The following is an 18,230-nucleotide window of genomic DNA, read 5'->3' as shown; positions in this document are numbered from 1 at the left end:
CCGGCGAGCAGGCCACCTTCTGCACAGACGCCCGACCCTCCACCAGTGGAGGACGAGTCAGGCGTCATGCGTGTCAGCGAAGGCAGCACTCAGGCGTTACATTGTCATTGTTGAGTGGTGAATATGTTCTGGAAATACGGCTGCAGAACCGGTGGTACGTCTGAGGCAAGAGTGGCTGATCCGAAAACGTCACACTGTTCCGGGAGCGACCTCGAAATACCCCACGTCACATCCTTCCTCACCACCGCTCTGGGTCTGCACGGCAACGGTACGCAGCTCACTGCCGCGCGCGGCCAGAATCTGGTCCATCGCGCCGGCAAACCAGCCGGTGAACATGTACTCAAGTCTGGTACCGGTCTTGCCCTGCTGATAGACGAAGCAGGAATGCTCGAGACGTACCTTGCAGGTACCCGCTTCCAGATCGATCTCTTCAGTGATGAAAAGCCCCCAGCCGCGCTGTGACAGGCGCTTCATGTAATGCTCAAACACCTCCACGCCCACCAGGCCATGCATCTCGGCCTCTTTCTCGCACCAGTGCCAGGCGCTCTTGTAGCCGGCGTGATAGAGAATCTCGGCATACTTCTCTGCCCCCAGCGCCTCTTCCACCGCGACATGGTTGTTGATGAAGAAATGACGCGGCACATATAGCATCGGCAGCGCATCAGACGTCCATACGCCAGTCTCGCTATCCACTTCGATCGGCAGTTCAGGGGCCATCTTGCTCATGTCGCTATCCTCAAAGGGCTTATAAAAAGGGGGGTGTAACAGGGAGAGATGAAAGACAGATAACGGGAGTAAGGCTCAGCCGCCCCAGACGTTTTCCAGCGTACGAAGCCAGTTCTCACCCATGATCTTGCGCACCTGCTGCTCACTCATGCCACGACGCAACAGCGCGTCGGTCAGGTTGGGGAACTCGCCGATGGTGCGGATACCTTCCGGATTGACGATCTTGCCGAAACTGGTGAGACGACGGGCGTAGCCCTTGTCGTGGGTCAGCCACTCGAAGAAGTCCTGACCATGACCCTGGGTGAAATCAGTGCCGATACCGATGGCATCTTCGCCGACCAGATTCATCACGTATTCGATGGCCTCGACGTAGTCGTCGACCGTGGCGTTGACGCCGGCCTTGAGGAAGGGAGTGAACATGGTGACGCCGACGAAACCGCCGTGTTCGGCGATGAAGCGCAGCTCGGCATCGGACTTGTTGCGCGGGTGATCCTTGAGACCGGACGGGGCGCAATGGGAATAGCAGACAGGGACCTTCGATTCGAGGATGACTTCCTCGGAGGTCTTGGAGCCAACGTGGGAAAGGTCACACATCACGCCGACGCGATTCATCTCGGCGACCATCTCACGCCCGAAGCCGGACAGGCCGCCATCGCGTTCGTAACAGCCGGTGCCGACCAGATTCTGGGTGTTGTAGCACATCTGCACGATGCCCACGCCGAGCTGCTTGAAGACATCGACATAGCCGATCTGGTCTTCATAGGCATTGGCATTCTGGAAGCCGTAGATAATGCCGGTCTTGCCTTCCGCCTTGGCGGTGCGAATGTCCGCCGCCGTGCGCACCGGAATCACCAGATCACTGCTTTCGGCGATCAGCTGGTTGCTCTTGACGATGTTGTTGACGGTCGCCTGGAAGCCTTCCCACACCGAGACGGTGCAGTTGGCTGCCGTCAGACCGCCCTTGCGCATGTCCTCGAACAGTTCGCGCTGCCACTTGGCAATCACCAGACCATCGATGACGATGCTGTCGTCGTGAAGTGCACGGGCCGCATCGGACCCGCCGAAGGGGGAGGTGGTTAAGTCAGACATCGTGGTACTCCGGCGCTGGGCGAGCGGATCAGAAAGTCAGGTCACTGTCCGTACCCGGCGGACAGGGTCTTCGGAATCACACGATGACCGGAAGACTCCGCCAGCATAGTCCTGCCCTCTTCGCCCTCTGACGCCAGATGCGACGCGTGGCTATCGGATCACGTCACGGCTGTCGTTCTTGTCTCATTCGCCCGAATTTTCGCCACAGCTCCCTCCACAGCTTCTGCCACAATTTCCACCACGATTCCCGCCACTTGAGGCACTGCCCAAAAGCGCGTGACCAAACGACAACGCCCCGCCTCGATCACTCGCGGCAAGGCGAGAACGAAGACGGGGCGTCATGACATCCACTCGAAGCGAGGTATTTTCCCTCAGCGCGCGGGCGATAGCTCCTTGAGAGACGGCAGCAACTCCCAACTCAACCAGCCGCGCGACTGGTCCAGGCGTTTCAGATAGCCCATGCCAAGATTGTTCATCTGACGGCGGGTCCAGCTGGCACGACGCTGGATATAGGCGGATGGCTTACCGGCATTGAAGCGAATCGGATTCGGTAACACCGCCGCCAGCAGACTGGCCTGATAGGCAGTCAGGTTTTCCGCCGTGGTATTGAAGTGATGTTGAGCGGCCGCCTCGACGCCGAAGACACCCGGCCCCCACTCCGCAACATTCAGATAGACCTCCAGAATGCGCTCCTTGGGCCAGATCACCTCGATCAGGATGGTGAACCAGACTTCCAATCCCTTGCGCACCCAGCTGCGCCCATTCCAGAGGAAGACATTCTTGGCGGTTTGCTGACTGATGGTGCTGGCGCCGCGCAGACGCTCACCGGCCATCCGGGCATCGATGGCCTTGACGATCTGGTCGACGTCGAAGCCATAGTGATCGGGGAATTTCTGGTCTTCCGAGGCAATCACCGCCAGCCGTGCGTTGTCGGAGATATGACTGGCAGATACCCAATCGTGCTGAAGTGTCATGGGTTCGCCCGATGCCATGGCAAAACTCCACTTCTCGACCATCACCATCGACAATGGCAGCGGCATGAAACGCAGCAGCACGACGATGCCGATACAGGCTGCCATCCAGCAACCCGTGATCTTGAGTGCCCACAGTAACAACCAGCGCATTCGCTCCAGTGGTCGCATCGATGTCGCCGCAGATGCTCGGCGCGTTGCACCACGGCGTGCACCTGTCGAGCGATCACTGTTGTTTGTCTGTCCTCGTGCCATCCCTCGCCATCCCCTGTCGCGCGTGTCGTCACGCATCCTTGTCATTAGCATCTGATGAGCCAAGATCAGCGCACGTCTGCATCAGCACTTGTCATTACCAGCCTTCAATATGATGTACGACGCGTAGTGCAGTGTACCAGAGGCCGACTCAGTGGCTGGAAACGACAACGCCTCGACCACAGAGGGTCGAGGCGTTTCAGCGCCCTGTCGATAACAGGCTGCCAAGAACAGACGGCCTTGGCAGCAAACCGTATCAGAGGCGTACGCTGGCGTAGGTCGGTTCACCACGGGCATTGGCCAACGCCAGGATCGCCGAAGAGACCGGCGCCTCGTTGGGCATCTGCAACACGGACTTGCCAATCGCGGAGTGCAGCAAACCCTCAAGGCTGGCCACACCAGACAGGCGATGATCGCCATCGGCACGACACGGCACACCCATGACGCCAGCGCCACGTTCGCTACCCAGTCGCTCATCACGCGGCGGCATGCCGAAATACTCGCGGTAGCACTTGGAGAAGTGCGGCGTGGAGACGAAACCACACGCCGAGGCCACTTCGATGATCGACAGTGCTGTCTGCTTGAGCAGCTGGCGAGCACGCGTCAGGCGCAGCTTGAGGTAGTAGCGTGACGGTGAGCAGTGCAGGTAGCGCTGGAACAGACGCTCCAACTGACGGCGCGAGACATCCACGTAATGGGCCAGCTCATCAAGGCCGATAGGCTCTTCCAGATTGGCTTCCATCAGCGCGACGATTTCCAGCAACTTGGGCTGAGTGGTGCCCAGTACATGCTTGAGCGGCACGCGCTGCTGGTCCTGTTCGCCACGCACGCGATCACAGATGAACATCTCGGAGATGCCCGCCGCCAGTTCACGGCCATGCTCACGTCCGATCATGGTCAACATCATATCCATCGGCGCAGTACCGCCGGAGGCCGTGGCGCGGTCCTGATCGATGGAGAACAGCCGTGTGGTCAACGGCACGCGCGGGAAGGCTTCCTGCATGGCGGCCAGACACTCCCAATGAATGCTGGTCTCGTGGCCCTCGAGAACGCCAGCCTGTGCCAGCGCCCAGCTACCGGTACACACCGCCCCGAGACGACGACCGCTGCGGGCCTGTGCCTGCAACCAGCTCACGTGTGCGCGCTGCACGGTGCGCTGGATACCGACCCCCCCACAGACGATGGCCATGTCCAGTGGCGGACAGGTATCAGTCGAGGCATCTGGCGTTACCTGCAGACCATCGCTGGCACGTACGGGAGCACCTTCTAGTGTCAGGGTGTACCAGCGATACAGCTCACGCCCCGCCAGTTGATTGGCCATGCGCAGTGGCTCAACCGCTGAGGCCAGCGAGATGAGCGTGAAGCTATCGAGCAGTAGAAAGCCGATGGTCTGCGGCTGGCGGGTATCCGATGTCATACCGGAGGTGCCGTAGGTACGGCCATGGGAATCGGCGAAGCGGCCACTGGTCAGTGCCATGGAGGAACTCCTTCTTCTATATCTGCCTGAGTTGCAGACCGGAGCCTCAAGTGCCCTCACCCAAACATGCCGCTTTTGGGGGTCCGCGATATTGTCGTTATTGGCACTCAGCAGGGAACTGACAAAATGACAAGGCAGTTCCAGCAGCGACGATCATTATCAGAGCATGTTGCAGGGGGCGGGATACGACCTCAAGCGATTCGATAACGTCAGGTATGTCGTAATTCACTGCTTGGACGTCGTGCGTTGTCCACCTCTCGACAGTAAACCATCGGCTAGCTGTCGCGCAGTCTTTTAATCGCCGCTGTGCAACAAATCATCTGTGCTGTACGGCACAGAATAACGGGGTGATTGGCTACTGATCGCACAGCATAATTTTTGCTCACAATTAGCCGATATCGCATCGCCATCTCACGAAAACGACAGGCCCCGCTCCGGTGGTGCCGAGGCAAGGCCTGTCGTTTTCATCTTTCACGCACTTTATCTGCCTGGCACCCCTGATCTCTCACAAGAGATGCTTGGCGTGGTTCTTTATCTGCTTCCACCATCACCCCTGATCTCTCACAAGAGATGCTTGGCATGGTTCTTTATCTGCTTCCACTATCACGCCTGATCTCTCACAAGAGATGCTTGGCGTGATAGGCCAGATGCTCCTCGATGAAGCTGGTGATGAAGAAGTAGCTGTGGTCGTAGCCAAGGTGGCGACGCAAGATCAGCGGATGATCCTTCCCGGCACAGACGGCTTCAAGGCGCTCAGGCATCAGCTCGCTATCAAGGAACTGGTCATTCTCGCCCTGATCAATGAAAAGCTCCTGACGTGAAGCGCCCTGCTTCACGAGTTCACAGCTATCCCACTGCGTCCACTGGGCGCGATCATCCCCCAGATAGCCCGTGAAGGCTTTCTCGCCCCACGGACAGCCCGCCGGATTGACGATGGGTGAGAAGGCCGACACCGAGCGGTAGCGGCCCGGATTCTTCAGTGCACAGATCAGCGCACCGTGTCCGCCCATCGAGTGGCCAGAGATCGATTCACGCTCAGCATCTACCGGGAAATGCTGCTTGACCAACGCGGGCAGCTCCTCGGTGACGTAGTCATACATGCGGTAGTGGCGCGCCCACGGCTCACGCGTGGCGTTGAGGTAGAAGCCAGCACCACTGCCAAAATCGTAGCTGTCGTCTTCACCCGGCAGATCCACACCGCGCGGGCTGGTGTCCGGGCAGATCAGTGCAATGCCCAACTCTGCCGCCAGGCGCTGAGCACCTGCCTTCTGCATGAAGTTCTCGTCGGTGCAGGTCAGCCCCGACAGCCACCACAGCATTGGCACGGGGCCATTTTCGGCCTGGGGTGGCAGGTAGATGGCAAACACCATGTCGCAATCCAGGCTGCCACTGCGGTGACGGTAACGCTTGAGCCAGCCGCCATGTACCTTGTTGGCGCTGACCAGCTCGAGTTGTTCAGTCGCGGTCATCGTATGACTCTCCTGTCAGATATCGCCCCATGCAGACGGCATCAGCTGGCCGACGCCGTCTGCAAGGATCACGTCCTCGTCGAGTACAGGCCCTTTCAGGCGCGGCTCAAGAATGGCTCAGAAGCTGAGAACGGTGCGGATCGACTTGCCTTCATGCAGAAGATCGAAGGATTCGTTGATCTTCTCGAACGGCATCTGATGGGTGATGAAATCGTCCAGATTGATGGCGCCGCTCATGTAACGATCGACATACCCCGGAAGCTCGGTACGGCCCTTGACGCCGCCGAAGGCGGAGCCTTTCCAGACGCGCCCGGTCACCAGCTGGAACGGACGGGTGGAGATCTCTTCGCCGGCACCGGCGACACCGATGATGATGGATTCGCCCCAGCCCTTGTGCGCGCACTCAAGCGCCGCACGCATGACCTTGACGTTGCCGATGCACTCGAAGGAGTAGTCGACGCCGCCGTCCGTCATGTCGACGATGGCTTCCTGCACCGGCACGGAAAGCTTGCTCGGGTTGACGAAATCGGTGGCGCCGAACTTGCGGGCCAGATCGAACTTGTCTTCATTGATGTCGATGGCAATGATGCGTGACGCCTTGGCCATCACGGCGCCCTGGATGGCCGCCAGACCAATTGCGCCGAGGCCGAAGATGGCGACGGTCGCGCCCGGCTCGACCTTGGCAGTGTTGAGCACCGCACCGATCCCGGTGGTGACGCCACAACCCAGCAGACAGATCTTGTCCAGCGGCGCTTCCTTGGAGACCTTGGCCAGCGAGACTTCCGGCACCACGGTGTACTCGGAGAACGTGGACGTCCCCATGTAGTGGTGCAGCATCTTGCCGTCCAGCGAGAAGCGCGAGGTGCCGTCCGGCATCAGGCCACGGCCCTGGGTGGCACGCACCGCGCTGCACAGGTTGGTCTTGCCGGAAAGGCAGAACTTGCACTTGCCACACTCGGCGGTATACAGCGGGATGACGTGGTCACCCGGCACCAGCCCGGTCACGCCCTCTCCCACTTCCTCGACGATACCGGCGCCTTCATGGCCCAGCACCGACGGGAACAGTCCTTCAGGGTCAGCACCTGACAGGGTATAGGCGTCGGTGTGGCAGACGGCAGTGTTGACGATGCGCACCAGCACCTCGCCCGCCTTCGGGCCTTCGACATCAATCTCGACCAGCTCAAGCGGCTTGCCAGCTTCCAATGCAATCGCAGCACGTGATTTCATTACTATCTCCTTGAGAGCAACAATGACGCTAAACTGGGCCATCGCGATCTTGCCGCAGTCATTGCCCGCGACGAATTCGGTATCGGTCACAGTCTACGCAGTCGCCACAGGTGTATTAAGGTGCCTGTACTCAGATGATTATTGCCATACAACAACAATGACCAAGGGGTTGGTATGCAGCGCTGGGACCGCATCGAAGCATTTGTGGAAGTCGTCAGAATCGGCTCTTTTTCCGGTGCAGCCCGTCATCTCGCGGTTTCCAGCTCCCATGTCAGTCGCCTGATCAGTCAATTGGAAGCCCAGCTCGACACCCAGCTGCTCTACCGGACGACGCGCCAGACCCGTCTGACCGATGCTGGGCAGGTGTATTACGAGCACTGTCATCATCTGTTTGATGGCTTTCGCGCCGCCGAACAGGCCATCGGTGATTTTCATGCCCGCCCCAGCGGTGTCCTCAAACTGACCAGTGCCACCACCTTCGGTGAGCGCTACGTGGCACCGCTGGTCAATGACTTTCAGCTCAAGCATCCCCAGCTCGAAGTGCAGATGCACTTCACCAATCGTCCGGTGGAGCTGATTGACGAAGGCTACGACGTCGCCATCCGCATGGGGGTGCTCAAGGACTCCTCGCTGATCGCGCGCCGCCTGGTCGATCGACGCGAATATGTCGTCGCCTCGCATGACTATTTTCAACGCGAACCACGCCCACATACGCTGTCAGAACTCTCCAGCCATCGCTGCCTGGCAGGTTCCAAGCGTGAATGGTTGTTCGAGGTAGAGGGCCAGCGCCGTGAAGTGCGCATCACGGGAAGCTGGCAGGCCAATTCAGGCCCAGCGCTGCTCGACGCCGCACTCAAGGGTCTCGGGATAGCCCAGCTACCTGACTACTATGTGACACCGTACCTGCAAAGCGGCGAGCTGATTGCGGTTCTCAACGACTATCGCGTGCGCGATACCGGGGTGTGGATCGTCTATCCCCGCCATCGTCATCTGTCACCCAAGGTGCGTCAGTTCGTCGACTTCATGGTCGAACGCTTTGAAGGCCGGACATCCGCGCTGCCGAGCTGAGCTGGGCTGGGCTGGGCTGGGCTGGGCTGGGCTGGGCTGGGCTCACTCAGCCTGACCTGCCACCAATGAAGCGGGGCTGCCAACTTGGCAGCCCCGCTTGTTCTGTTACCACGATTTGTTGATCAGGACTTCGCTTCAGTACGCCCTCGGGCTACCGGCTGCCGGCAATACCACCGACGGCGCCTTGTCCAACAGCTTGCTGGAGACAAAGTACATCAGCGCCCCCAGTAACGAGCCGGTGAACCAGCCATAGTCGTAGAACCAGGAGAAGGCCGGCTGGGAGAAACTGATCACCGTCAGGCCCACTGGTACGAAGAAGGCGATAAAGCCCGCTGGATTGAAGGCAGGATAGGCACCGCCATCCAGATAAAGTGATGGTAGATCGAAGGATTGGCGCCGAATCACGAAGTAGTCGACGATCATGATGCCGGCAATCGGCCCCAGCAGACTCGAATAGCCCAGCAGCCAGTTGGAATAGAGACTCTCGAGACTCACGTCCGACTCGATCCAGCCCAACTTCTTGATCAGCTCGAAGCCCATCAGCAGTACGCCAACCAGTCCGGTGAGCAGCACACCGCGTGTCTGATTGATCAACTTGGGCGCGATGTTCTGAAAGTCATTGGTCGGCGAGACGATATTGGCTGCGGTGTTGGTCGACAACGTCGCGATGATGATCAGTACCATGGCGATGGCGACCCAGCCCGGGCTATCGATACGCCCGATCAGATTGACCGGATCGGAGATGGTTTCTCCCACCAGCGAGCTGGAAGCGGCCGTCAGCACCACACCCAGTGCGGCGAAGAAGAACATCGTCAGAGGCAGGCCGATGATCTGACCGACAATCTGGTCTTTCTGACTCTTGGCGTAACGACTGAAATCGGGAATGTTGAGTGACAGTGTCGCCCAGAAACCGACCATTGCCGTCAGACCCGCCATGAAGTAGCTCGCCACACCATCGCCTTCAGGGCGATTGGGCGGCTGAGCCAGCAGCTCACTGATCGACGTATGCGGCAACGCCCACACCATCAACCCGACCCCTACCGCCAGCAATAGCGGCGCGGAGAGCGTTTCCAGCCACTTGATGGATTCAGCGCCACGGATCACCACGAACAGGTTGAGCGCCCAGAACAAGAAGAAGCCAATGACTTCACCAACACCCCCGAGCGCCTTCCAGTCTGCCGACATGCTCGACAGCAATAGATGGATCGCCAGGCCACCGAACATCGTCTGGATGCCAAACCAGCCACACGCCACCACTGCACGAATCATGCACGGCACATTGGAGCCGATGATGCCGAACGATGAGCGCAGTACGACAGGGAAGGGGATCCCGAAACGCGTGCCGGGAAAGGCGTTGAGGGTCAGCGGAATCAGCACCACGATATTGGCGACCAGAATCGTCACCAGTGCCTCGCTGACACTCAGCCCGAAGTAAGCAGTCAACACACCGCCCAAGGTATAGGTGGGCACACAAATCGACATGCCAACCCACAAGGCCGCGATGTTCCAGCGCGACCAGGTGCGTTCAGCGCTTTTCGTCGGTGCAATATCTTCGTTATAGCGCGGGCTGGCGGCAACATCCTCTGCCACTACCAGCTCGATCATCTCCTCGTTGCTGCGCACCATGTGCGAGCGCGTCTGTGTCGGGGCCATGATTCCTCACCTGTCTCAGCTGTTGTTATTGTTGGTACCGCCTGATGGTGCCTCGTAATTACCCTGCGCGCCTCCCGTCTGCTCTTCTTGCGATATTCATCACGTTAGTCAGGCAAATGTCATGCCTAACCCTTGATTAATGCCCATAAATCAATCCTGTCTAATCAGACAGTTTGTGAGATTTATCAAAAGCTACGACCATTGGATAGGAGGCATATCACATGACGTTAGTTAGACAACACTCGTCAGTATGGTCAGGTTCTATTGCGGTGCAAGGCGCGTTATCCAAACACTCGAAAAACTCAACTCAACCTATTGAAAATAGGATGATTTTTATTGGTATCACATAAGGTGCATGCTTTTAAGAAGAGCACCATGATGGTGACAATCAAGGAAAATAAAAACAAAATTCCATTACATTCAGACAGTTATCTATTATTAAATTTAATTCTCCTCGCGCCTTGCTGTTCACCTGAACACTGACTAATGTTCAGTAAGCTGACTGAGAAGACAGGATCTTTGATCAGGAATAATTCTTGATCAGTGTTTTGGTAGTTCCTGCTCACTGCGCCAGATTGATTGATGAATATATCAGCGATCACCAAGGGGCTGGATTCATCAAGGTGCAGCGTGGCAGCCGTATATGCATGGCTCATCCTGATGTTCGCCCTACAGAACGTACCGTCAATACAGCAGTCGATAGCGAAGCAAATACAACAACAACCTGGTGCTTTAGCGCCCGATGAGGAAGACATGTCAAACGACTCCCGCATCACCTATACCGAAGATGCTGGCAAGCTACGCTGTGCCATCATTCAGATGGGACTCAATGTTTCCACCGACCTCGAACCGGGCCAGATTCGCGACGCCATGAATGAGGCGCACCTGCCGCTGATCGATCAGGCCGGTGAGGCGGGCGTCAAGATCCTATGCTTCCAGGAAGTCTTCAATCAGCCCTATTTCTGCCCGAGTCAGGATGCCAAGTGGTACGCCGCCGCAGAACGCGTACCCGATGGCCCGACCGTCACCCTGATGCAGCAGTACGCGAAGAAGCATCAGATGGTGATCATCGTCCCCATCTACGAAGAAGTGCAGACCGGCGTGTACTACAACACCGCCGCCGTGATCGACGCCGATGGCAGCTATCTGGGCAAGTACCACAAGACACATATTCCTCAGGTGGCAGGCTTCTGGGAGAAGTTCTTCTTCAAGCCTGGCAAGTCTGACTGGCCGGTCTTCGATACCGCCTACGGGCGCATCGGCGTCTACATCTGCTACGACCGCCACTTCCCGGAAGGCTGGCGCGCACTGGCGCTCAATGGCGCCGAAATAATCTTCAATCCCTCTGCCACCGTGGCGGGTCTCTCCCAATATCTGTGGGAGCTGGAGCAGCCCGCCTCCGCCGCCGCCAATGGCTGCTACATCGCCGCCATCAACCGCGTCGGCCGCGAGCAACCGTGGGACATCGGTGAATTCTACGGCTCCTCCTACTTCGTCAATCCGCGCGGCCAGATCGAAGCCCAGGCCAGCGCCACCGAAGACGAACTATTGATCCACGATCTCGACATGTCGATGGTGCGCGAAGTGCGCAACAACTGGCAGTTCTTCCGTGATCGTCGCCCGGAGGCCTATGTCCGCCTCACCGATGGCGAGTGATGAGCTGAGCTGGAAAGATCAGAACTGGATCGGAACTGGAAAGACCAGAACAACAATCGACCTGACACCCAACGCTTTGAAGGCCGCCCAATGCGGCCGGGAGAGACCCATGGCAATCCTGATCAAGGGCGGCAGCATCCAGACCCACGAAGAGCGCTATGTCGCCGACATCCTGTGTGAAGGCGAGACCATCACTGCCATCGGCACCAACCTGAACGCGCCCGCTGACTGCGAAGTGATCGACGCCAGCGGCTGTCTGGTGATGCCGGGCGGCATCGATCCGCACACCCACATGCAGCTGCCGTTCATGGGCACCGTCGCCAGCGAAGACTTCCAGACGGGAACCGCTGCCGCTCTGGCCGGTGGCACCACCATGATCATCGATTTCGTGATCCCCTCGCCGCAGCAACCGCTGATGGAGGCGTATCACACCTGGCGCGAATGGGCCGAGAAGTCATGCTGCGACTACAGCTTCCACGTCGCCGTCACCTGGTGGGACGAGAGCGTCAGCCAGGACATGGCGACGCTGGTCTCCGACTACGGGGTCAACAGCTTCAAGCACTTCATGGCCTACAAGAACGCCATCATGGCGCCGGATGACACCTTGGTCTCAAGCTTCGCGCGCTGCCTGGAGCTAGGCGCGATTCCCACCGTACATGCCGAGAACGGCGAACTGGTCTATCACCTGCAGCAGAAGCTGATGGCCGATGGCATCACCGGGCCGGAAGCGCATCCGCTGTCGCGCCCGCCGCAGGTCGAGGGTGAAGCCGCCAGCCGCGCGATCCGCATTGCCGGCACACTCGGCACACCGGTGTATCTGGTGCACGTCTCCACCGCCGATGCGCTCGAAGAGATTCGCTATGCGCGTGAGCACGGCCAGCCGGTCTACGGCGAGGTACTGGCAGGCCATCTGTTGATCGATGAAGAGGTCTATCAGAACAAGAGCTGGGAATTCGCCGCCGGCCACGTGATGAGCCCGCCGTTCCGCTCGCTCGAGCACCGTCAGGCGCTCTGGGGCGGCATCCAGTCAGGTGATCTGCAGACGACTGCAACAGATCACTGCTGCTTCTGCGCCGAGCAGAAGGAGATGGGCAAGGACGACTTCACGAAGATTCCCAATGGCACCGCCGGGGTCGAAGACCGCATGGCGATGCTATGGCATGAAGGCGTCAACACCGGGCGATTCACTGCCGAGAACTTCGTCGCACTGACCTCCACCAACGCTGCCAAGATCTTCAACATCTTCCCGCGCAAGGGCGCAATACGCGTCGGCAGCGACGCAGACCTCGTGGTGTGGGACCCGAACGGCGAGCGCACCATCTCCGCCAAGACACATCACCAGAACATCGACTTCAATATCTTCGAAGGCCGCACCGTCAAAGGCATTCCGCGTCACACCGTGAGCCGCGGCGACTGGGCATGGCGCGATGGCGAGCTACATGCCAAACGCGGTCATGGCCAATATGTCGAGCGCCCGGCCTACCCCAGCGTGTTCGATCAGCTCAAGGCGCGTGCTGAACAGAACGTCGTCACTGCCGTAGATCGCAGCTGACTCTTCTTGACGGGCAGCGCCCCTGACGCGCTGCTCTGTTTGTAAGCTCAGTCAAAAGCCCGGTCATACGCCCTGTTCAAAAACGAAAGCCGAATCAACATCCTTCAACACGCTCAATGCCGTATCGCCTGATAACAATTAACAACAATCATTCCGCGCATCCAAGCGCGGGCAGGAGCCACACCGTGAACACCACCTCTCCTTCCCATTGGACCCCTGCAGGGTTCGAGGAAGATGCGCTGAATGCGCGTTTCAGCGATCTTCACCCAGCACTCGGCAAGCGCCAGGCCATCATCGAAAGCTCGCGCTGTCTTTACTGCTATGACGCACCCTGCATCAAGGCCTGCCCGACCAGCATCGACATCCCGACCTTCATTCGCCGGATTCACGACGACAACCTCGAAGGTGCCGCTAGCGAAATTCTCGACGCCAATATCCTCGGCGGAAGCTGCGCCCGTGTCTGCCCCACCGAGATCCTCTGCGAGCAGTCCTGCGTGCGCAATCAGGGTGATGAGTGCCAGCCAGTATTGATCGGCCTGCTGCAGCGCCATGCACTGGATAACGCCAAGTTCGAGTCCCATCCGTTCACACGTGCCGCCAGTTCCGGGCGCCGCGTGGCCGTGGTCGGCGCCGGGCCTGCAGGGCTTTCCTGCGCCCATCGCCTGGCGCGCTTCGGCCATGAGGTGGTGATCTTCGAAGCGGAAGAGAAGGCCGGCGGCCTGAACGAATACGGCATCGCTCGCTACAAGCTGACCGACGACTTCGCCGCACGTGAAGTGGAATTCCTGCTTGAGATCGGCGGCATCGAGATTCGTCACGGCAAGCGACTGGGCGACAACCTCGCCATTGCCGAGCTGACTCGTGAATTCGACAGCGTCTTCCTCGGCCTTGGCCTCGGTACCAGCCACGCACTGGGTCTGACCGGTGAGGATGCCCCCGGCCTGATGGCGGCCACCGACTACATCAAGGTGCTGCGTCAGAGCAGTGAGCTGAATGCGCTGGCGGTGCCGAAACACGCAGTGGTGATCGGTGCAGGCAATACCGCCATCGACATCGCGGTACAGGTCAAACGACTGGGCGCCGACAGCGTCGACCTCGTCTATCGACGCGGTGAAGCACAGATGTCCGCCACCCCGCACGAGCAGGACATCGCCCGTGCCAATGGCGTGATGATTCATACCTGGGCGCGCCCGCTGGCCATCGACAGCAATACCGACGGTCAACTCAGCGCCATGCAGTTCGCGCGCACCCGTGTAGAAGATGGCCGCCTGAACGACAGCGGCGAGACCTTCTCACTTGCCTGTGACGGCGTGTTTACCGCGATCGGCCAAGGCTTTGATGATGCGAGCCTGAGCGACGCGCATGCTGCGGGGCTTGCCCGCAGTGGGGCAAAGATTGAAGTTGATACCATGCTGCGTACCAGCCTGCCGGGCGTTTACGCCGGAGGTGACTGCATCGCGCGCGGGCAAGACCTCACCGTTCAAGCCGTTGCTCACGGCAAGCTGGCCGCCGAGGCCATCCATCACGATCTGATGCTCAAGGTGGAGGCCGCCTGATGACCATTCATACCCCGCTCAATGAAGATAACGCCCGCCCCGCAGGCGCTAGCGATGATCATGTCGTCAGCTACAAGGCAGATCTGTCGATCAATTTCGCCGGTATTCGCTCGCCGAATCCCTTCTGGCTCGCCAGTGCGCCGCCGACCGACAAGGCCTATAACGTGGTACGTGCCTTTGAAGCGGGTTGGGGTGGCGTGGTGTGGAAGACACTGGGCGAAGACCCGGCCGCGGTGAACGTCTCTTCGCGCTACTCGGCACACTACGGCCCGAATGGTGAAGTCAGCGGCTTCAACAACATCGAGCTGATCACCGACCGTTCACTGGAGATCAACCTGCGTGAGATCACCCAGGTCAAGAAGGACTGGCCAGACCACGCGTTGATCGTCTCACTGATGGTGCCGTGCGAAGAAGAGGCCTGGAAGACCATCCTGCCGCAGGTCGAGGCCACTGGCTGTGATGGTATCGAGCTCAACTTCGGTTGCCCGCATGGTATGCCGGAACGCGGCATGGGTGCGGCCGTCGGTCAGGTGCCGGAATATGTCGAGAAGGTCACGCGCTGGTGCAAGACCTACAGCTCACTGCCGGTCATCGTCAAACTGACCCCCAACATCACCGACGTGCGCGAACCTGCCAAGGCCGCCTGGCGTGGCGGTGCGGATGCCGTCTCGCTGATCAACACCATCAACTCCATCACCCATCTTGACCTTGATCGCATGATCGCCCACCCCATCGTCGGCGATCGCAGCACCCACGGTGGCTATTGCGGCAGTGCCGTGAAGCCCATCGCACTGAACATGGTGGCGGAAATCGCGCGCACGCCAGAAACCGCTACCCTGCCGATATCGGGCATCGGGGGTATCTCCACCTGGGAAGACGCCGCGGAATTCATCGCGCTCGGCGCGGGTAGCGTGCAGGTATGTACGGCAGCGATGCTGCATGGCTTCCGTATCGTCGAGGAGATGAAGGATGGCCTGGGCCGCTGGATGGACAAGCAGGGGTATCAGAAGATCGATGATTTCACGCGCGCCGCGGTGCCCAATACCACCGACTGGAAACAGTTGGACATGAACTATCAGGTGATCGCGCGTATCGATCAGGACAAGTGCATCGGCTGTGGGCGCTGCTATATCGCCTGCGAAGACACCTCGCATCAAGCCATCATGCATCTGGCCAAGGACAACGGCACCGCCAAATATGAGGTGAAGGATGCTGACTGTGTGGGCTGCAATCTGTGCGAGATTACCTGCCCGGTCGATGACTGCATCACCATGGAAGTGCAGGACACCGGCAAGCCGTACATGAACTGGATGGAAGACCCGCGCAACCCGCACCGCGCCGCCTGATCCTGTACGAAAGCGCAGGCCACCTGACCGTCAGACAAAGCACGTGAAGAGCGCAAACCAAAAAGGGCTGCCAGCAATGGCAGCCCTTTCTTGCACCCACTCACCAACCAACAGAAAGCGTGAATTGTTATCAAAAAGCTAACAACTAATCATTATCGATGCTTTCCTCATGCGGAAAGCCCCACGCCCTTCAACAATACGCGCGTGACATTCTGTACCGCTTGCTCGAACTCACGGTCACTCAGTGCATGGCCATGATTGAGGACAGCGATCTGGTGATCGAAGTCGGCGTAGTGCTGGGTGCTGGCCCAGATCATGTAGAGATAAGCGGAGGCATCGACATTGTCGATACGCGCGTCGGCAATCCAGCTACGCAGGCGCGACTTCTTCATCTCGGCCCACTCATCAAGCCAGACCGTCAGCTCCTCGCCCAGCACTGGCGCACCCTGCATGATTTCGCTGGCCCACACCTTGGAGCCATACGGGCGCTGACGCGAGTGCATCATCTTGGCGCGAATATAGGTGGAGAGCACCAGCTGAGGGTCGTCGTAGGCCTCAAAGCACAGCGCATCTTCCTTCCACAACGCCAACAGGCCATCGAGCACAGCGCGATAGAGGGCCTCCTTGGTACTGAAGTAGTAATGCAGATTTGACTTGGGCAGCTCTACTTCAGCGGCAATATCGACCATGCTGGCGCCGACATAGCCCTTGAGCGCGAATACCTTCTCGGCAGCGAGCAAAATACGCCCGACATTATCCTTGCGAATCTGAGACTTGCGAGTGGTCATGCGATCCCCTGACACGGTGCTGGCAGTGGTTTCAGAATATCACACACTCGTGTCAGCATGTCTGAGCAGTCAGGTTTCATATGCTCATTTCTCGTCAACGACTGCCACCCTGCTGCTCAATACCCGACTCGGCTGCTCAAAGACGGCTCTGCTACTCAAAGACGGCACCGTCGATGAAGCCATCTTCCGGCATCGGTATCTGCCCCGCCTCACCGCTCAGCCACCAGGGCGCGGGATGATTGCCTTCGCTGCGTTCATCGCTTGCCGGCACGACCATGCCCAGCCCACGTGCGGCGATGCGATAGAGATCCGGCCGCACACAGCGTGTCAGTGTCTCCGCGAGATCATGCTCGCTGATGCCATGCAAATGTCCCCAACGCTGCATCTGGGAAACGTACCAGCGAGTGTGCGAGCGCCACGGGAAATTGGCGGCGTAACGATGGAAGATCGTCCACCCGGCATTGGATTGCTGAAAATTCTCCACCGACTGCTCGACATCGACATCCGCAAGCCCGCGCGCGATCACTGACATCGGCACTTCGGGCAAGCCTTCATCATGCAGCCAGGCAGCGGCCTGCTGACGATTATCAGGGCGGTCCAGCCACGCACAGGCCTTGAGTAGCGAGCGTATCAGCGCCTGATGCGCCACCGGATGCTGCTCCGCCCAGTCTTCCCGCACGCCCAGCACCTTTTCCTGCCCGAAGCGCCAGATATCATGACTACCAGCGACCACCTGCCCCATGCCCTGCACACTGGCCAGACTGTTCCACGGCTCACCGACACAGAAACCATCCAGGATGCCCGAAGCGAGTTGCGCTGCCATCAGTGGCGGGGCCACCGCGCGCATATCAATCTGTGAATCAGGGTCAATCCCGCCCGCCGCCAGCCAATACCGCAGCAGATAGCGATGCGAGGAGAACGGATGCACGCTCGCGAGTCTCAGCGGTGCTTCACCGCGCTGACGACGCCGTCTGACGTGCTCGCCCAGCGCACAGGCAATCGCCAGAGGGCTATCAAGCACATGCTCTTCTTCCGCCAACGTCGCCATCAGCGAGCGTGACAAGGTGATGGCATTGCCGCCCAGATTCAGCGTCATTGCGCTGATGATCGGTGTCGCGCGACCGTCCAGCCCCAACGTTGAGGTCAATGGCATCAAGGCCAGCATCTGCGCCCCCTGCAAGACACCTGTCTGCAGGTCATCACGCAGTGCAGCCCAGGACGGCTGCCACTTGAGCGTGACCGCGAGCCCTTCATCCCGGAAAAATCCCAGCTGCTCGGCCACCACGAAGGGCGCAGCATCATTGAGCGGCATCAGTCCCAGCGTCAGCTGGTGATCATTCAAGGGTGCATCACTGAGCATCACAGACACCTCATGGGCAGACGTAGCAAGAAACAACAGA

At 59.1% G+C, this 18,230-nt stretch carries 14 protein-coding genes; 5 read left to right on the top strand and 9 right to left on the bottom strand.

Annotation, left to right across the window (positions count from 1 at the left end):
- Positions 1-189: 189 nt before the first annotated feature.
- From GQR90_RS02120 to GQR90_RS02095, 6 genes are all read right to left on the bottom strand, one after another.
- The gene (locus tag GQR90_RS02120) at positions 190-726 is read right to left on the bottom strand and encodes a DUF5943 domain-containing protein (protein WP_158772686.1); all 537 of its coding nucleotides are present in this window, start codon (positions 724-726) and stop codon (positions 190-192) included.
- 75 nt (positions 727-801) lie between these two features.
- Entirely contained in the window at positions 802-1,815 is a 1,014-nt protein-coding gene (locus GQR90_RS02115) for a dipeptidase (protein WP_158772685.1), read from the bottom strand.
- A 371-nt stretch (positions 1,816-2,186) separates the two neighbouring features.
- Positions 2,187-2,939 carry a monofunctional biosynthetic peptidoglycan transglycosylase gene (mtgA, locus tag GQR90_RS02110; protein ID WP_442778544.1) on the bottom strand — a complete coding sequence of 251 codons (753 nt, stop codon included), beginning with the start codon at positions 2,937-2,939 and terminating at the stop codon, positions 2,187-2,189.
- A 355-nt stretch (positions 2,940-3,294) separates the two neighbouring features.
- Entirely contained in the window at positions 3,295-4,455 is a 1,161-nt protein-coding gene (locus GQR90_RS02105) for a GlxA family transcriptional regulator (RefSeq protein WP_158775243.1), read from the bottom strand.
- A 677-nt stretch (positions 4,456-5,132) separates the two neighbouring features.
- Positions 5,133-5,984, bottom strand: coding sequence for an S-formylglutathione hydrolase (gene fghA, locus GQR90_RS02100; RefSeq protein WP_158772684.1), 852 nt, complete (start codon positions 5,982-5,984; stop codon positions 5,133-5,135).
- Positions 5,985-6,101: 117 nt separating this feature from the next.
- Positions 6,102-7,211, bottom strand: coding sequence for an S-(hydroxymethyl)glutathione dehydrogenase/class III alcohol dehydrogenase (locus GQR90_RS02095; protein WP_158772683.1), 1,110 nt, complete (start codon positions 7,209-7,211; stop codon positions 6,102-6,104).
- Between the two features lie 174 nt (positions 7,212-7,385).
- On the opposite strand from GQR90_RS02095, the gene GQR90_RS02090 reads away from it, so the two are divergent.
- Positions 7,386-8,279, top strand: coding sequence for a LysR family transcriptional regulator (locus GQR90_RS02090; RefSeq protein WP_158772682.1), 894 nt, complete (start codon positions 7,386-7,388; stop codon positions 8,277-8,279).
- Positions 8,280-8,414: 135 nt separating this feature from the next.
- Here the strand turns inward: GQR90_RS02090 and GQR90_RS02085 are convergent, their stop codons facing one another.
- Entirely contained in the window at positions 8,415-9,932 is a 1,518-nt protein-coding gene (locus tag GQR90_RS02085; RefSeq protein ID WP_158772681.1) for an NCS1 family nucleobase:cation symporter-1, read from the bottom strand.
- A gap of 753 nt (positions 9,933-10,685) precedes the next feature.
- Between GQR90_RS02085 and GQR90_RS02080 the strand changes: the two genes are divergently transcribed.
- The 4 genes from GQR90_RS02080 (at position 10,686) to preA (ending at position 16,042) form a co-directional block, all read left to right on the top strand.
- Positions 10,686-11,588 carry a nitrilase-related carbon-nitrogen hydrolase gene (locus GQR90_RS02080; protein ID WP_158772680.1) on the top strand — a complete coding sequence of 301 codons (903 nt, stop codon included), beginning with the start codon at positions 10,686-10,688 and terminating at the stop codon, positions 11,586-11,588.
- 109 nt (positions 11,589-11,697) lie between these two features.
- Positions 11,698-13,140: a dihydropyrimidinase gene (gene hydA / locus GQR90_RS02075; RefSeq protein WP_158772679.1), complete on the top strand. Its 1,443-nt coding sequence runs from the start codon at positions 11,698-11,700 to the stop codon at positions 13,138-13,140.
- Between the two features lie 185 nt (positions 13,141-13,325).
- Entirely contained in the window at positions 13,326-14,696 is a 1,371-nt protein-coding gene (locus GQR90_RS02070; RefSeq protein ID WP_233266392.1) for an NAD(P)-dependent oxidoreductase, read from the top strand.
- Positions 14,696-16,042, top strand: coding sequence for an NAD-dependent dihydropyrimidine dehydrogenase subunit PreA (gene preA / locus GQR90_RS02065; RefSeq protein ID WP_158772677.1), 1,347 nt, complete (start codon positions 14,696-14,698; stop codon positions 16,040-16,042). The genes GQR90_RS02070 and preA overlap by 1 nt, the downstream gene beginning before the upstream one ends.
- A 167-nt stretch (positions 16,043-16,209) precedes the next feature.
- Here preA and GQR90_RS02060 read toward each other — a convergent pair whose 3' ends face one another.
- On the bottom strand, positions 16,210-16,830 hold the full coding sequence (locus tag GQR90_RS02060; RefSeq protein WP_158772676.1) for a TetR/AcrR family transcriptional regulator: 621 nt from the start codon (positions 16,828-16,830) through the stop codon (positions 16,210-16,212).
- 151 nt (positions 16,831-16,981) lie between these two features.
- Positions 16,982-18,190: a CmpA/NrtA family ABC transporter substrate-binding protein gene (locus tag GQR90_RS02055; RefSeq protein WP_158772675.1), complete on the bottom strand. Its 1,209-nt coding sequence runs from the start codon at positions 18,188-18,190 to the stop codon at positions 16,982-16,984.
- Positions 18,191-18,230 lie beyond the last annotated feature (40 nt).

It is taken from the genome of Cobetia sp. L2A1, from assembly GCF_009796845.1.
Classification (GTDB): Bacteria; Pseudomonadota; Gammaproteobacteria; order Pseudomonadales; family Halomonadaceae; genus Cobetia.
This window is presented reverse-complemented; position numbering and strand designations above follow the sequence as displayed.

Excerpts from the sequence above, each read along its gene's own strand:
- GQR90_RS02120 (WP_158772686.1), bottom strand. The coding sequence starts at position 726 with ATGAGCAAGATGGCCCCTGAACTGCCGATCGAAGTGGATAGCGAGACT.
- GQR90_RS02115 (WP_158772685.1), bottom strand. The coding sequence starts at position 1,815 with ATGTCTGACTTAACCACCTCCCCCTTCGGCGGGTCCGATGCGGCCCGT.
- mtgA (WP_442778544.1), bottom strand. The coding sequence starts at position 2,939 with ATGCGCTGGTTGTTACTGTGGGCACTCAAGATCACGGGTTGCTGGATG.
- GQR90_RS02105 (WP_158775243.1), bottom strand. The coding sequence starts at position 4,455 with ATGACATCGGATACCCGCCAGCCGCAGACCATCGGCTTTCTACTGCTC.
- fghA (WP_158772684.1), bottom strand. The coding sequence starts at position 5,984 with ATGACCGCGACTGAACAACTCGAGCTGGTCAGCGCCAACAAGGTACAT.
- GQR90_RS02095 (WP_158772683.1), bottom strand. The coding sequence starts at position 7,211 with ATGAAATCACGTGCTGCGATTGCATTGGAAGCTGGCAAGCCGCTTGAG.
- GQR90_RS02090 (WP_158772682.1), top strand. The coding sequence starts at position 7,386 with ATGCAGCGCTGGGACCGCATCGAAGCATTTGTGGAAGTCGTCAGAATC.
- GQR90_RS02085 (WP_158772681.1), bottom strand. The coding sequence starts at position 9,932 with ATGGCCCCGACACAGACGCGCTCGCACATGGTGCGCAGCAACGAGGAG.
- GQR90_RS02080 (WP_158772680.1), top strand. The coding sequence starts at position 10,686 with ATGTCAAACGACTCCCGCATCACCTATACCGAAGATGCTGGCAAGCTA.
- hydA (WP_158772679.1), top strand. The coding sequence starts at position 11,698 with ATGGCAATCCTGATCAAGGGCGGCAGCATCCAGACCCACGAAGAGCGC.
- preA (WP_158772677.1), top strand. The coding sequence starts at position 14,696 with ATGACCATTCATACCCCGCTCAATGAAGATAACGCCCGCCCCGCAGGC.
- GQR90_RS02060 (WP_158772676.1), bottom strand. The coding sequence starts at position 16,830 with ATGACCACTCGCAAGTCTCAGATTCGCAAGGATAATGTCGGGCGTATT.
- GQR90_RS02055 (WP_158772675.1), bottom strand. The coding sequence starts at position 18,190 with ATGCTCAGTGATGCACCCTTGAATGATCACCAGCTGACGCTGGGACTG.